This window comes from uncultured Thiodictyon sp., assembly GCA_903837595.1.
GTDB lineage: Bacteria > Pseudomonadota > Gammaproteobacteria > Chromatiales > Chromatiaceae > Thiodictyon.
In genome coordinates this window covers 1-13,909 of the sequence record CAILVI010000421.1, presented here as the reverse complement: position 1 = coordinate 13,909, position 13,909 = coordinate 1, and the positions used below count along the sequence as shown (strand labels likewise).

General features: G+C 62.0%; 12 protein-coding genes. 2 read left to right on the top strand and 10 right to left on the bottom strand.

Going from position 1 to position 13,909, the window contains the following annotated elements:
• Positions 1 to 347: 347 nt before the first annotated feature.
• The 6 genes from QZY44_RS25225 to QZY44_RS25200 form a co-directional block, all read right to left on the bottom strand.
• A complete protein-coding gene (locus QZY44_RS25225; protein ID WP_295454648.1) occupies positions 348 to 1,520 on the bottom strand; it encodes a glycosyltransferase family 4 protein in 1,173 nt (390 codons plus the stop codon).
• On the bottom strand, positions 1,406 to 3,067 hold the full coding sequence (locus QZY44_RS25220; protein WP_295454646.1) for a hypothetical protein: 1,662 nt from the start codon (positions 3,065 to 3,067) through the stop codon (positions 1,406 to 1,408). Before QZY44_RS25220 ends, QZY44_RS25225 begins: the two co-directional genes overlap by 115 nt.
• 380 nt (positions 3,068 to 3,447) lie before the next feature.
• Entirely contained in the window at positions 3,448 to 4,509 is a 1,062-nt protein-coding gene (locus QZY44_RS25215) for a CAP domain-containing protein (protein WP_295454643.1), read from the bottom strand.
• Positions 4,510 to 4,574: 65 nt separating this feature from the next.
• Entirely contained in the window at positions 4,575 to 5,729 is a 1,155-nt protein-coding gene (locus tag QZY44_RS25210) for a glycosyltransferase (RefSeq protein ID WP_295454641.1), read from the bottom strand.
• Positions 5,730 to 5,808: 79 nt separating this feature from the next.
• Positions 5,809 to 6,447 (bottom strand): acyltransferase, encoded by a 639-nt coding sequence (locus QZY44_RS25205; protein WP_295454638.1) that lies wholly within the window; start codon positions 6,445 to 6,447, stop codon positions 5,809 to 5,811.
• Positions 6,448 to 6,484: 37 nt separating this feature from the next.
• The gene (locus QZY44_RS25200; RefSeq protein WP_295454634.1) at positions 6,485 to 7,996 is read right to left on the bottom strand and encodes a polysaccharide biosynthesis C-terminal domain-containing protein; all 1,512 of its coding nucleotides are present in this window, start codon (positions 7,994 to 7,996) and stop codon (positions 6,485 to 6,487) included.
• 497 nt (positions 7,997 to 8,493) lie between these two features.
• Between QZY44_RS25200 and QZY44_RS25195 the strand changes: the two genes are divergently transcribed.
• Both QZY44_RS25195 and QZY44_RS25190 read left to right on the top strand, forming a co-directional pair.
• Positions 8,494 to 9,177: a hypothetical protein gene (locus QZY44_RS25195; RefSeq protein WP_295454632.1), complete on the top strand. Its 684-nt coding sequence runs from the start codon at positions 8,494 to 8,496 to the stop codon at positions 9,175 to 9,177.
• Positions 9,178 to 10,692 (top strand): exosortase/archaeosortase family protein, encoded by a 1,515-nt coding sequence (locus QZY44_RS25190; RefSeq protein WP_295454629.1) that lies wholly within the window; start codon positions 9,178 to 9,180, stop codon positions 10,690 to 10,692. It abuts the gene before it with no gap.
• A gap of 547 nt (positions 10,693 to 11,239) precedes the next feature.
• Here QZY44_RS25190 and QZY44_RS25185 read toward each other — a convergent pair.
• The 4 genes from QZY44_RS25185 to QZY44_RS25170 all read right to left on the bottom strand — a co-directional run bounded on the left by QZY44_RS25185 (position 11,240) and on the right by QZY44_RS25170 (position 13,704).
• Positions 11,240 to 11,446: a hypothetical protein gene (locus tag QZY44_RS25185; RefSeq protein WP_295454627.1), complete on the bottom strand. Its 207-nt coding sequence runs from the start codon at positions 11,444 to 11,446 to the stop codon at positions 11,240 to 11,242.
• The gene (locus QZY44_RS25180) at positions 11,427 to 11,654 is read right to left on the bottom strand and encodes a hypothetical protein (RefSeq protein ID WP_295454625.1); all 228 of its coding nucleotides are present in this window, start codon (positions 11,652 to 11,654) and stop codon (positions 11,427 to 11,429) included. Before QZY44_RS25180 ends, QZY44_RS25185 begins: the two co-directional genes overlap by 20 nt.
• A 702-nt stretch (positions 11,655 to 12,356) precedes the next feature.
• On the bottom strand, positions 12,357 to 13,073 hold the full coding sequence (locus QZY44_RS25175; RefSeq protein ID WP_295454621.1) for a hypothetical protein: 717 nt from the start codon (positions 13,071 to 13,073) through the stop codon (positions 12,357 to 12,359).
• Between the two features lie 211 nt (positions 13,074 to 13,284).
• Positions 13,285 to 13,704, bottom strand: a complete 420-nt coding sequence (locus QZY44_RS25170; protein ID WP_295454619.1) for a hypothetical protein — start codon at positions 13,702 to 13,704, stop codon at positions 13,285 to 13,287.
• Between the last annotated feature and the right edge of the window lie 205 nt (positions 13,705 to 13,909).

Sequence of the window (13,909 nt, the reverse complement as noted above, 5' to 3'; positions counted from 1 at the left end):
CGAGATCTACACCAGGACGTACACTCTTTCCCTACACGACGCTCTTCCGATCTGCCGCCGGTTGCCCGCGGGCATGAAGACCACATCGCAGCCATAGCGCCGCAGCATCGCCGGCAGCATGAAAAGGTGCCAGAAGATGCTTGCCACCGGGTGACCGGTCCAATCAGGCAGGGCGATGACCGTCAGGCGTGGGTGCCAGCTCTGCACCCAGGCGGCGTCGGCGCGATTCACGAAGACGACAAAGTCGTGTTGCGGTGCCAGGTCCAGGAGTCGTCCCACCACGTTGGCGGCGTACTGGCTGATGCCTGATTTGCCGCTGTCGGTGCCGAAGGCCGAGATGCCGATCTTCATACCCCTGCCCTCAAGATTTCTATCAATCGGTCCAGATATTGGGCGGGCTGGAACTGTGCGTGCACCCGCTCAAGCCCCGCCTGGCCAAGGCTGTCGGCCCGCGTCCGGTCACCCAGCAGTGTGGCAATGGCCTGCCCCAGGGCGGCGGTATCGCCTGGCGGTGCCAGGATACCGGTGACTCCATCGACGAGCCAGTCCGGGATGCCGCCGACGGCGAATGCGACCACCGCCCGTCCCCGGGCCATGGCCTCTATCCCCACCATACCGAAGGGCTCCGGCCAGCGCGACGGGACGACACAGATGGCCGCGTGCGCATAATAGGCCTCCAGTGCCTGGTGCGGGACCCAACCGGCGAAGGTCACCCGCCCGTCGATCTTGAGCTTGACGGCCAGGGCCCGGCAGGCGTCCAGGTGGTTGCCGGTGCCGACCACGGTGGCGTGCCAGTCGCCGGGGACCCTGGCCAGTGCTCTGAGCATCAGGTCGACCCCCTTGCCGCGGATCACCTGACCGACGAAGAGTACCTCCGGCTCTCCGGACGGCGGGACCGGTCGGGCCGCGGCCAGCGCCGCGGGTATCGGCGGGACGATCGCCACCCGCTCCGGGGCGAGTCCGTTCATCACCAACTCACGCTCCATCCAGCGGCTGCCTACCAAGAGCCTGCGCACTTCGCGGTGCGCGCGGATGGCTGCCTTGACCCCGCTCAGACCCTTCAGGGCGATGGGCAGGGTGGACCCGGGTGGGGCCCGCTGCACGCAGCACAGATGGATGTAACAGGCGGACCCCGCCGGGCGCTCGCAGACCCGGCCGGTGAGCGGAAAGTACTTGTGCCGACGCAGGCACACCAGGTCGTGGTCGTGGACCATCCGCACCGTCGGGTAGCGGCGGGCCAGATCGGCCACGCGTGCCGGGTTCTCGACCTTGTGCAGGAAGAGGATGTCAGGGGCGAAGCTGGCGATCAGTCCGTCACCGGTCCCGGTCTGCTCGAAGGCGGTCAGAAAATCGGCTTGGGGCTCAAGGTCGGTGTGCAGTAGTCCCTGCGGCCAGCCTCGGCTCGCTAGTCCGCGGGCGGTGTCGTGGAGGATCTGCTCGACCCCACCATAGAACCCGGCGCGTTCATGGACGTGCAGGACGCGCAATGCAGTCCCGGGGGCGCGACTTGGTGCGGGCATAGGATCTCTGCTTGGTAAGATTGGGGGGATTGGGTCTTGATCATCATTCCGGCCGAGTCCAGCGTGTCGTGACCGTAGGTACCAGGGCCAGGGGCGCTCATCGGCAACCCTGAGCTGTCTCTGGGCTCCAGCCAGTCCAGTGGGGTGACATAGACACGGCATTGTCCCAGACGTTGATAAAACCAGCGCCTCCACTCATCCACGGCATAAAAAGTGTAGCGGCCGTTGGGGAAAAAGACCCGGTCGCACGCGCCGATCCCGCCGAGTTGGTTGCGTAGTCCGTCCAGCGCCAGAAAGTCTGCGAACGAGGGCGTTTCTTCGCCGAGTTCATTCCAGGGGCTTGGATGCGTATGGAAACAGGGCAAGACCAGATAATCGGAGGAAAACTTGAGGTAGAGTCCGAGGTCCGAGAAGGCCCCGCCATCCGTGCCGCGGGTGATCAGTGGGAAGGGCAGGCGACGCCCACGCTCGTGGACGAGTTCGACGGCCAGTTCCGCCCCGATCTGGGCCTGGTAGGCCAGGGCCAGCCTGGGACTGAGCGGCCCGACGGCGCTGTGGTTATCGCCGGGCAGAGCCAGGGCCAAGTCATTCAGGTCACGGAAACGGCGGGCGGCGGTGAGCCAGTGGTCACGCCCGCGCAGCACCTCCCGAAAGAAGTCCGCCTGGGTCGGATTCTTTCCGGTTAGGTCCATGGCGCTGACGTCCCTGGCGCCGGCCAGCATTGCCCTTAGCATTTGCCTGTGCTCCTGCGCGTCTCTGTGCGCTGTCACGACTGTGTCAGGCCCTCCGCGCCCGGGGCGCTGGTGTCCGCAATATAGACCAAATCTCAGCGGCTGCACTGACTGTTGCGGGAACGCCGGCGCGGCGGTTGACGTGGCCTTGCCGAGTGTCGCAAAGGGTTCGCAGTGCGCCCTGCGGAGCGTGAAGGCAATCAGCGAGGCCATGAACAGGATCTCAAGCGCCGGACCGACGCCCCGCCGAAACGCTGCGACCGGTACGGCCTCGACGATGAATACGAGCAGCGCAAGCGCCCAGGTCCAATGCCAGCCGCTCGTCTTCGCTGCGAGGAAGGACATGATGCCGACGGAGCCGACCGCGACGATGCCCACGATGGGTGGTCCGGCTGAGCTTACAGCGACATAGCACTCGACGCCATCGAGGATCGCGGGCGTGAGTTCGAGGCCGACGAGCTTGGTCAGTATCCCGATCCCCATCAGGGTCGCGGCACCCAGGACGGCCAGCGGCATGGCCTGCTTCGCCTTGGCCCACCCGGCCCCCCCGTCTGCGGCCTGCTCGACTGCGGTGACCAGGATCCAGGGGAGAACCAGCTGGTGCAGCCAAAATCGCGGTAGGCTGAGTGCGTGTAGCAACGGCCCCGGACCCAGTACGTTCCCCAGCGAGAGTACAAGATTGTCCCAGAAGAGCCCAACCAGGACGAGGCCGATCGCCAAACGACCCACACTGCGCCGCCTGGACCAGCTGGCTGTCGCCCAGACGAGGAGGCCCAGGGCGCACAGGGCGTAAAGTGCATGGAGGACGATCGACATGGTGTTGGAGTCGTCATGTCAGCCGCAATGACGCCTATTCGGCCACCGCGATGATAATTGTAACCGACGGATTTAGTTGAGTCCCTGATGTCCGTCGCCTGACATTGCTTGCGCTAGGCTCAGTGTGTCGAACAAAGTTCCTGAGTTGGATGAGGATAAATTCAATAAACGCTCTTTTACTTAGTCTTGCTGAGTCTGTGCAGCTCGTCGGTTGGGGTGACGAAGGAACCCCAACGCGATTAGGTAAGATGGTGCTTGTTGGGGTTCGTTCCTCACCCCAACCTACGGCTCTAAGAATTCTGAAAGAACGTCCGTGCTTTTCAGTTTTTTGGTGATGCTCCATTCGATCTTGGGGAAAAATCGACCCTCGCCCCTTTAGGTTAAGGCCCCTTTAGGTTCACCGGTGGTAGCGCATAACGCCAGGGATGCGGTCCAATACAGAGCTCGGACGGACAAACCGGGAGTGGCGGCGCCTCCTGCGCTCGCAGATCGGCCTTCACATTGACCTGGCCCGAGAGGTCGATGGACTTCGCGAAAGGTCGCAGACCCTTTCCGGAGAAGGTCACGGAGAGGGGGGCTGGGTAGCTGGCGATCGGGATAGCATAGCCGCCCGATTCTCCCGTGACGGCATAAAAACCTCCTGCGGACGGACGTACATCCACCCCGGCGAGGCCTTCTCCCGCGTCGTAGAGCGCATTGCCGTTGGCATCGTCGTATACCACGCCGAGCAGGAAGCGGCTGTTCGGCGCGACCACAGGGGAGCCGCCGCTTTTCGCGAAGTCCTGGACAGCCATCCCCGCGTTGTAGGCAACCCCGCCCGTGGAGAAAGAGCCCTCGCGTACCCCTATACCCACCTCTCGAAAGGTCGCGTTGAGGATGTTCTCTCGGTGTCCTGGACTCACGAAGAGTCCATCGTGCATATCGAGCACATAGCCGGCCAGGTCCGGCGTCGCGGTGGTACCCTGCCACGCGATATTCTCCCCCCACGCCCAACTCCCGGAGAAGGGGTACCCGGCCGCGGACATCCTATCGCCCGGGCTCGACCCGCCGGTGCCGGTGTGCGAGAAGGTATCGGTATCGAGCATCCATTGCGAATGGCCTCGGGCCGACGCGAGGAGGCAGGGATTTGCGGCGAGCGGTGGCTTCGGGTCCGCGGAAATGGTGCCGGGCGCAAGGCCCTGGTTCAAATCGATACCGAGCCGACTCGCTTCGGCCGCCGGAGCGGCGCGGGCGCGGTTGACCCGCTCCAGCATCAGCTGCTCGAGCGCGGTGGGGTCACCATGGTCGTAGCGCGTCTGCCCGCTCGGACCTGCGAGGGATGGGCTCGCGGCGCGCAGCACAACTGTGACGCCTTCCGAATAGGTCGGCGCTCCCAGCTCGCTACGCGTCTGGCCATGCGCGAGCAGCGGTGCGACGAGTAGCGCTAACCCAAAGCGTTTCATGGTCCTGCCTCGGTAGTCGTTCCGGCCAACACCTAGCGTACAGGGGCCAAACGGCCAGCGCGAAATCACCCCTGGCGTCTCCGCGGCAGCTCCCTGTAAATCTCAACCAACCGCCCGGCTATCGCCGACCACGCAAAGTCGCGCCTGGCCTTTTCCTGCCCTGCCGCGGCGATGCGCCCGGCGAGTTGTTGGTCGCCCAGGACTTGGAGCAGCCGTGCCGCCAGGTCGGCCGTATCGCCGGGCTGGGCGTGGATGATGTCCGCCCCATCGGTGGTAAAGGAGGGGATGCCGCCGACCCGGGCGGCAACCACCGGCCGGCCGGCGGCCCAGGCCTCCAGGATCACGATGCCGAATGGCTCGTGCAGTGAGGGCAGGCAGAAGACCTCGGCGGCATGGTAGGCCGCCGGGAGCATGGGGTCGTCCGGGCGCAGCCCCGGGATCAGCGTCACCCGCTCGGTCAGCCCCAGATCGTTGACCGTCGCGAGCAACCGCTCGTGATAGCCGGCGACCGTCACCGGCCCGAGCAGGACCAGGTGGGCGGTCGGGACCTGGGCGGCGACCGTTGCCAGCGCCTCCACCAACCCAATCTGATTCTTCTGGTAGTCGATGCGGCTGACGCACAGGATGATGCGCCGGTCCGCGGCGATCCCATAGGCGGTGCGGAAGCCGGCGGCATCGCCCTGGGCGAAGGCGTCGCAGTCCACCCCGTTGGGGACCAGTTCCACGCGCTTGCCGGGGAGCTGGGCCTTGGCCGCCGCGTACTCGTCGCCGCCGACGCAGACCACCGCGGCGGCATCCTCCAGTACGCGGCGCGCACCAAGCGCTGCGCCGACGAGGCGGCCCCACTCAAACCGGTTCCGGATGGGGGCCAGCATCTGGTCCATCTCGCCCTTGGGGACCTCGAAATAGCCCCCGTGCAGGGTCACCACATAGGGGATGCCGCGCAGCCGGGCGGCGGTGCGGACCACGCCCCCGACCCGCTTGCCGGTGTGGGCATGGATCAGGTCCACCCCGGGCTCGCGCAGCAGCCCGAGCAGTAGTGAGAGTGAGAGTAGATTGCCGCCCTTCTTGTCCATGTCGCGGCGGTCGTTGGCGGTGAGGCCGAGAAAGGGGTAGCTGTAGGGGAAGCGCCGCACCGGCACCCCTTGGATGGTCTCGCTACGCTCCTTCGACAGCGCCAGGCTGGTGAAGATGGCCGCCTCGTGCCCGGCCTGTTGCAAGGCCGGCTGGTCTGGAGGATGGTGGTCTCGGTGCCGCCCCACTCGGACACCACGAAACGCCTGGGGACCTGGATGATCTTCATACTGCCTCCGCGGGCGATTCAGGTGCCCCTTTGCGCCGACCGACCACCCGGGCCGGGACGCCCACCGCGATGGACCAGGGCGGGATGGACTTGGTCACCACGGCCCCGGCGCCGATGATGCAGCCGCGTCCCAGCGTGACCCCTTGCAAGATGACCGCATTGAGCGCAATCCACACATCGTCCTCGATTACCACCGGGCCGGTTAGCACCGGCTGGTCGTTGATGGGGATGTCGCAGCGCTCCACTGAGTGTGAGACGGTGTTGATGCTGGTATGACCGGCGACCAGCACATTGCGCCCGATGGTGACACCGCCGTTGCCGTAGACGAGACAAAAGGGGCCGAGCCAGGAGCGATCCCCGAGCGTGACGAAGCCACGGTTGGCGTTGATGACCACCGAGTCGTTGATGTTTACGCCATTGCCGAGGGTAATGCCCGGGTTGGCTTGCGTGTTGGCGCGCAGGGTGGCGTGGCGCCCGATGCCGACGCCGTCGCCCAGTTGGATCCGCCCCGGGTACTGGAGGCTGACCCCAGGGTCGATGTGACAGTCGCGCCCCATGCGCCCGAGGCGGGCGCGATACCAGGCGAGGCGCAGGCCTTCGAGGGTCCGGCGGATGACGCTTAAGGGTCCTGGCATGGCGGCTCCTCGGCTTGGGGTTGGTGGTTGGTGCGGGTCAGGCTGGCCGTGACTTTAGGCGACGGCGCAGCTTCCCCGCGATCAGGTCCCGCTCGGCGGCGGTGAGGCCACTCCAGTAGAAGACCGTGAAATAGACGATTGCACTGGCCGCGCCCTCCAGAAAGATCCAGACGAACCCGGTGATGGGGTGCCACTGGGCCAGCAGCCAGGCAGTGCCCAAGGCCGGAATCAGGGCCGGCAGGGTCGGCCAGATCGCCTGGCGCACGAATCCGCTCAACGGCAGCCCCTGGTCGCGGCAGGCGCGCGGCACCACCAGGGTGAACTCCACCAGGAAGGTGGCGATCAGGGTCCCCAGGGCCACCCCGAGCAGACCGAAGAACTGGATCAGGATCAGTGACAGTGCCAGGTTGAGGAGTGCCGAACCGCCCATGGCGAAGGCGACGAAGCGGTGCTGGCCGGTCATCCCCAGCACATTGGCGGCGTTGAGCTGGACGCTGGCCAACAGCATCGCCAGCAGCAGGATGCGCAGCACCGTGACCGATTCGGCGAAGTCCGGACCCATCCAGTGGATGACGAAGGGCTCGGCGTAGAACAGGAGCAGGGCGACGAAGGGGACCGCGATGGCCAGCAGGAAGCGGGTGCCGTCGACCAGGATGCGGCGCACCGTGTCGGTGTCGCCCGCACCCTTGGACAGTGACACCAGCGGCATCAGTGCGTTGGAGAACTGCTTGTTGAGCAGGTAGGTGTACTCGGCGATCTTGGCCCCCACCGCATAGACGGCGACCGCGGTGAGCGGCAGGAACATCTTGATCACCACCGGGTCCATGCGCAGGATGATCAGGACTGCCACGTTGGCGATGAAGAAATACACGGAAAATCCGAGCAGTTCGCGTACCCGGGCGGGGGCGAAGAGTCGGGGCGAGACCGACAGCCCCGGTGTCAGCCGGATGGTCAGCGGCAGCATTACCACCGGCCCCAGGAGCATGGTCGTCGCGGTGGCGATGGCCATCCCCACCAGGCCAAGGCCCGCCTGGAGCAGGATCACGATGAGAGCGGCGTTCACCAGCGTGGTGACCAGCTCGATGCCGTTCACCAGGTGCATCCGGCCGCTGCCGATCAGGATCGCCTTGATCAGGCTGGCCGGGAAGTTGATGGCCACCACGCCCCCCAGCAGCCACAAGGCCAGGGTGAAGGGCTCGGCCTGGTCCGTTTTGAGCGCAAACCAACCGGAGGCGGGACCCGCCAGGATGGCGACCAGGGCGATGCAGATGAGGCCCAAGACCGTGTAGACCACCAGCAGGGTGGACAGGACCTGATTGCGCCCGGCGTGGTCGCCGCTCGCCGTAAGCTCCGCCACATATTTCATGGCCGCGGTGGCAAAGCCCAGATCCAGCAGACCGAAGAGCCCGACCACGGCGAAGATCAGCGACCAGAGTCCGAAGAGGTCCAGACCCAGGTGACTGACCTGAAAGGGGATGAGGAAGAACATCACCGCGATGCCCACGATGACCCGCAGATAGTTGCTGGCGATGTTCAGGACCCAACGCATCAGGGGGCTCCGGGGCGGTGAATGGGAGTGGGACGGCGTCCGCTAACCACGTCGACGGGGGCCGGTGGCCGACCGGATGAATCAGGCGCGCTCGCGACCGACTTGAGCGGGGGCGTCCGCGACATCCATCGCCCCGACCTGCCCGACGCGACCGCCTTGGGCCTGGATCCAAGGGCGCCACGGGGCGCATCGGAACCACTGAGGCATTGTGGCGCTTAGGGTTGCATAATACACTACGGCGAAGGGATGGAATTAGTTGCCGTGAGTGAATGGCCACGGCGCTGCCTAAGTGGTCTTGCGACTGCCGGTTTGGCAGATGACCGTGAGGCAGTGCGGCTGAAATGGCAGTCAGGCTTGATGCGGCCTGTGGTTCAGGTCACGTGCAGGATAAATTTCTCACATAACAACAGCGTGATGGAGCTATTCGACGGGCCTGGCGCGAGTTTTGCTGAGAAACGTAAAAACGCACGGATTTACTCGACAATAGGGCCTTCCCAATGAGCTATCGTCATCGTCTGCTTCCGTTGGTGATTGCCGCGGCGCTCAGCGCCGGGGCTCAGTCTGTCGTGGCCCAGACCGCCGCAACGCTTGCCGCTCCGGCAACGTCCGCGACCCCGGCAACGCCTGCCAATCCGGCAACGCCTGCCAATCCGGCAACACCCGCGACCCCGGCGACACCTGCCAATCCGGCAACACCTGCCAACCCGGCAACACCTGCCAACCCGGCAACGCCCGCGACTCCGGCAACGCCCGCGACCCCGGCCACGCCTGCCAATCCGGCAACGCCAGCCAATCCGGCAACGCCCGCCAATCCGGCAACGCCCGCGAGTGATGGTAAGTCCACCTCCGACGACAAGTCCGGTTCCGACGGTACCTCGAGTTCCGACGGGAAGTCCGGTGGCTCCAGCGGCAACTCTTCCTCCGACGGCAAGTCCAACTCCGGCGGTACCTCTGAATCCGATGGCAAGTCGGGTTCCGACGGCAAGTCCGATTCCGGCGGCAAGTCCGGCTCCGAGGGTGAGCGCGGTCCTCTGAGTCCTGGAGATTTTTCGGGCGGGCAGGGTGGCGGCGGCATGGGCGCCCCGAGCGGTGCCCCGGAACCACCGTGGCTCCTGCTGGCGGCTGTGCCATTTATCCTACTGTTAAAAAAGAAATTTCAAAAGAACTGGCGGGCCGCGTAAATGATCCCTGAGCCGCCAGTCAAAGGGCAATCGTTGCTGCAACAGGCCAAGCACTTGTGGTCTGCACTGGGGACCTTCGGCGCCACCGCGCCGGTGGCTGCGGGCGAGATCCGGTCAGTGGTCCATAGCGTCCTGTTGCTGGGCGTCATGTTCCTGCTCCTGCATTTCGCCCACCTGACCGAGGTGCTCTCGGCCCTGACTCGTCCTTTGGTCACGGGGGCCGCCGCGGCATTTGGCATCGCGGCAGTCGATCGGGGCAAGGACATCGTGCTCGGTCAACTGGTCATTCCCTGGACCCAGGACTGTTCCGGGGTCAATACCTTGATCATCCTCTGGGGCGTCACCTTGTGGGCCAACCATAAGCGCGCCTTTGACCGCGTGCTGCTGGGGCGCTTGTTGCTTTGCGTCCCGGTGGCCGTGCTGGTGAATATGCTGCGGATAGCCACGCTGGCGGGTTATCGTTATGTTTTCTATCCGGCGTGGGAAGTGGAGGAACTCCACTATCTGATCGGCTTCCTGTGGATCGTGCCCTTCCTGATCTTGTTTATCGATGACCTGCGACAAATGGATCGCACCCGCTGGCTGGAGGTCATCTACCTGAGTCTGGTGCTGGCCTTGGTGGCGGTTCCGATCTTTTCACCGGGGGGGCATCTGATCGCCCTGTCGGCCCTATTCTTTCTTGCCCATAGCCGGCTCGCGGACGCCCCCGCACCGCGCCTGCGCGTCGCCTATCTGGTCTGGGGCGTGGCGGCGGTAGTGATCGCCTGGTCGAGCATGGAATCGCTGTGGATCCCCTGGTTGCTGGTGTGCCCCCGGCTGGTTTCCTGGCGGCTGTTGTCATCCGCGAGCGGCCTGGTCATCCTGTCCGGCACCGTCTCACTCCTGGCCATGCGGCCGGAATGGCAGGCGGTCGTTGCCGTGGCACTCTGTTATCGGGTCTACCTGATCATCCTTGGCGGATCGCCGCATGAGGCGCGACCGGCCCCTATCCCACTCGGGGGCGCCGAGGCCGCGCTCCTGGCGTTCCTGGGTATGGCCCCCTTCGTGCTGCCGCCCCTCCTCGCTATCGACTATCAAGTCGAGCAGCCCCCAGCCGGAGTGGTGGCCCAGCAGATCGCATCGAATGGCTATCAGCTGCGGTTGGACGGACAGCCGACGAGCATCCGTATGTACTGGTACGGCGCCTTTGATCAGGGCCGCCACCATTCGCTGATCTCGTGCATGCGTTTTCGCGGCGTGACCTTGGAAACCGTACGTGGTCAGGAGGAGGTTCTGACCGGTGGGGGCCTATGGATGCGTGAGTTCTTCATCCATCGCGGGAAGCTGCAAGCGGGCTACCGGGCCTATCTGCTTTCAAGCATCCTGCCTTTTACGGGAGCGGGTGACCATATCATCCTGGATGCCCCGGAGGCAGCCATGAGCGCGGCCGAGTTTTCACAGGAGAGCGAACAACTCGCGGCGGTAGTCTTCGCCGCTTATCGCGAGCAAGGTCCGGTTGTAGACCCGGGTAAATAGTAGCCCGGATATCTCGCGAAGGGGGTGAAAAAGGGCTGTCCCTTCCGGCCTAACGATTTTGCGAACCGGGAGTCTGTCTCACGTTTGCCGGCCTTAATCCATCATTCCGGCCAGACGCTCGGTCCGCACTACGGCGCGCGCCGTGCCCGTAGGGTCCGCTGCGCGGACCAACGACCTCGCGGCTAGCGCGGTGGCCGGGATGATGACCAAGGCCCAGCTGCCTACATGTCCAAGAGAAATCAGTGGCATCTGCAGGCCGGACCGGCTAACGGCTCGACCTCCAGTGGCCGGAGCGACCATCAAGGCCACCGTATTGATGGGAGATTGAGTCCAGAGAGAGCCGGTCAGGAAGGCCGGCCTTGATCGCCAGGTATTCTGCTGGCTTCTATGAGCCGGCGGCGGATGACGGATGACCATCCTAGCACGCAGCACAGAGTCCCGTCATCTATTCTCTGGAAATGGCCTATTGTCTTGCGGCGATCCGCCTTCCAGTCCTGATTGGCTGCCAGTTTAATTGAGCCTGGCCCCTGTGAGAGGCCAAAGACAATTAGGCTGCGTGGTTATGAATGTCTTTATGTTCAGCAGGTTTAGGGCTTGCTGGCACGACACGGCGGCCTTGACGGCCCTGCTTCTGGCGGGCATCTTCGCAGATCGCGTGCAAGTCATTACCGAAACGCTCAGCGTACTCTCTGCGGGTATTGTGGATCTCGTCAATAATTGGGTTCGCTTTCATGTTATATTTCAGGGATTCCATTTAGCATTTCCAATCTTCTCTCGGCTGCTTCCGGGGCGCCGCCTGACGCTTCTTCTACGACAAATTCTGAAATAAAGAGTTCAAAGTCCTCACGCCTGTCCCACCACTCTTTTGTCGTCTCTTGGTTGCCTGCGATAACAATGTCCCGACTTCGCCAAGCTGTCAGGTAACTTGGGATTGACGTTTCAACATACACCTTTGGCTTCAAGGGCATCTCCTGGTTTATTGCCTAGCCGTGTTCTTAGGGAACCGCTGATTAATCCCAGGCGCGGGCGGCAGCAGTCTCCCAATACGCTGATTTTATTTAGTAAGCCCCGGCGGATTCCGAATTAATCAGCGTTTCCTTAGGGGTTCTTTGTCTTCCTGCCAGCTTAATTGAGCCTGGCGCCTTTACCTAGCTATTCTGCTGGCTTCTATGAGCCGGCGGCGGATAACGGATGACCATCCCAGCACGTAGCACAGAGTCCCTTCATCTATGCTCTGGAAAGGGCATATTGTCTTGCGGCGATCCGCCTTCCAGTCCTGATTGCCTGCCAGTTTAATTGAGGCTGGCGCCTTATCCCCTTATCCCCCAGAGTCCCATCATCTATGCTCTGGTAATGGCATTGTCTTGCTGCGATCCGCCTTCCAGTCTTGATCGCCTGACAGTATAATTGAGCCTGGCCCGAATGGCGCTAAGTTAAGCTCGCAAGCCTTATAAATCAGTCGGTTGTCGAGCAAGCGAACCGGCACCTGAGACTCGGAACCCAGCGCAGAAATTGGTAAACCTGGAAGTCCTCGCCTGAGCAGTCAGGCCCTTGGCTCCGAGCTATTCGCGCAAACTACTGATATATATGGCACGAATCCTTAACTTAGCGCCATTTGAGCCTGGCCCCTTTTTCTGGCCCTCTCTCTTCTCCCCCTTGATCGACTAACGAGGGCAAGACAGATACTTTCCACCCGTAAATAACTGGACTCGTAAAGTATTTCCGTTATCAAGTGTAATCGGAAGCACTACGAGGTATTCTTGCGAATCGGGATAGGCGGACAGGATGTCTGCGGGCGTTTTAAATTGGGCGGTACAGCCAGAGCACATAAATGCGTTACATCTTAGAGGATTTACGCGCAGGACGCCGTCTTGCTCTAAAGGCGTTAACTTTGGATTGGTGATGCGCTCATATTCCGCAGGGCTTGAGCAAAGGAATCCACTCGTATAGACAATTTCACACGGGAACATTCCTAACATTTGGATTTTCTTTTTCTCTCTAATTTGAGTTTCTGCTTTGCGCTGGGCTTCCTCAACTTTTCTTAATCTTTCATTGTCCTCGACTACTCTATTATGTCTCTTTGCTCTCTCCATGCCTTCTGCAACGAAGTCCTTTCCATCGGTTAAGATGTCATCTTTGAACATAAATTTCTTTTCATTTTTTGGGTCATAGGGGAGTTTATATTTCTCAGATAAATCTCTTGTATCTTTCTGCAGCTTTGTCTCATATATTTTATATCGTTCAGAAAGCCTATAAGATTCTTTGCTTCCCCAAGGAACCCGATCATCGTATTCTTCCATCATTTTCATTTTGTCATCGAATAGCACTAAACCACCATGATTGCCCTCACGTGCTATCCTGCCTACTTGCTCGAATGTCATGCCTGGCTTAACTGAAAGCGATAAATTAGACGCACAACCTAGCAAAAAAATGCCTATAAATATTATACAGTGTCGAATCGATACCTTGGCTGTCATCATCATTCCGGTTTAATCAAGTGCCGGGGGCGCGGGCCAGCGGCCCGCGGCCCCACAAGGTTGGGCGGAGTTGTGATCGAGGCCGGTGCGCGCTTGCCCTGAAGGTTAGGACCCTTCACAACAGACCGTGGTGTGCGCAATACTGGCGACCCGCTTGATTAATGGAATATGTGGTAACTAAGCCACCGACGCTTTGCGAACTGAATAACTTACATAAGCCAGGGTCTTCAATATGAAAATATAGAGATTGGGCAGATAGCCCGGCTGCGGCGGATATTTCTTCTTCTGACTTTGAACCTTTTGCAAGACAAGCCAGAAGATTGTGTTTCACATCATCCATGCGGGTGCTATGCGATTCTTTCTCCTTAACTATGTTGTCTCTCCGCTGGATGTCCTCCCGCAGATTTTCGTTCTCTGAGCGAAGAACCGCTATCTGAGCTTGAAGAGAGACACTCTCCTTTTCCATCGCCTCAAGATCGGCTTTGTAGCGAGCCGCGCTCGGAATTTCTTTGAGAAGGTCGGCGATCAGCCCCATTTTCGGTTCCTCTTGACTGCTCTAAGGCCGGCCTAAAGCGGCGCGCGCAACTGATGACGCTGATAACCAGCACGAGCCCCGTGGCGCGCGCTCGCTTTTGAGGCCGCTTGTTGGACGGAGCCGCTACCGCGGCAGATGACCGCCCGCCACATACTTTCCTCGCCGCCACGCCGTTGTGGCGGTTGCGATTTTCGCCGAGGAGAGT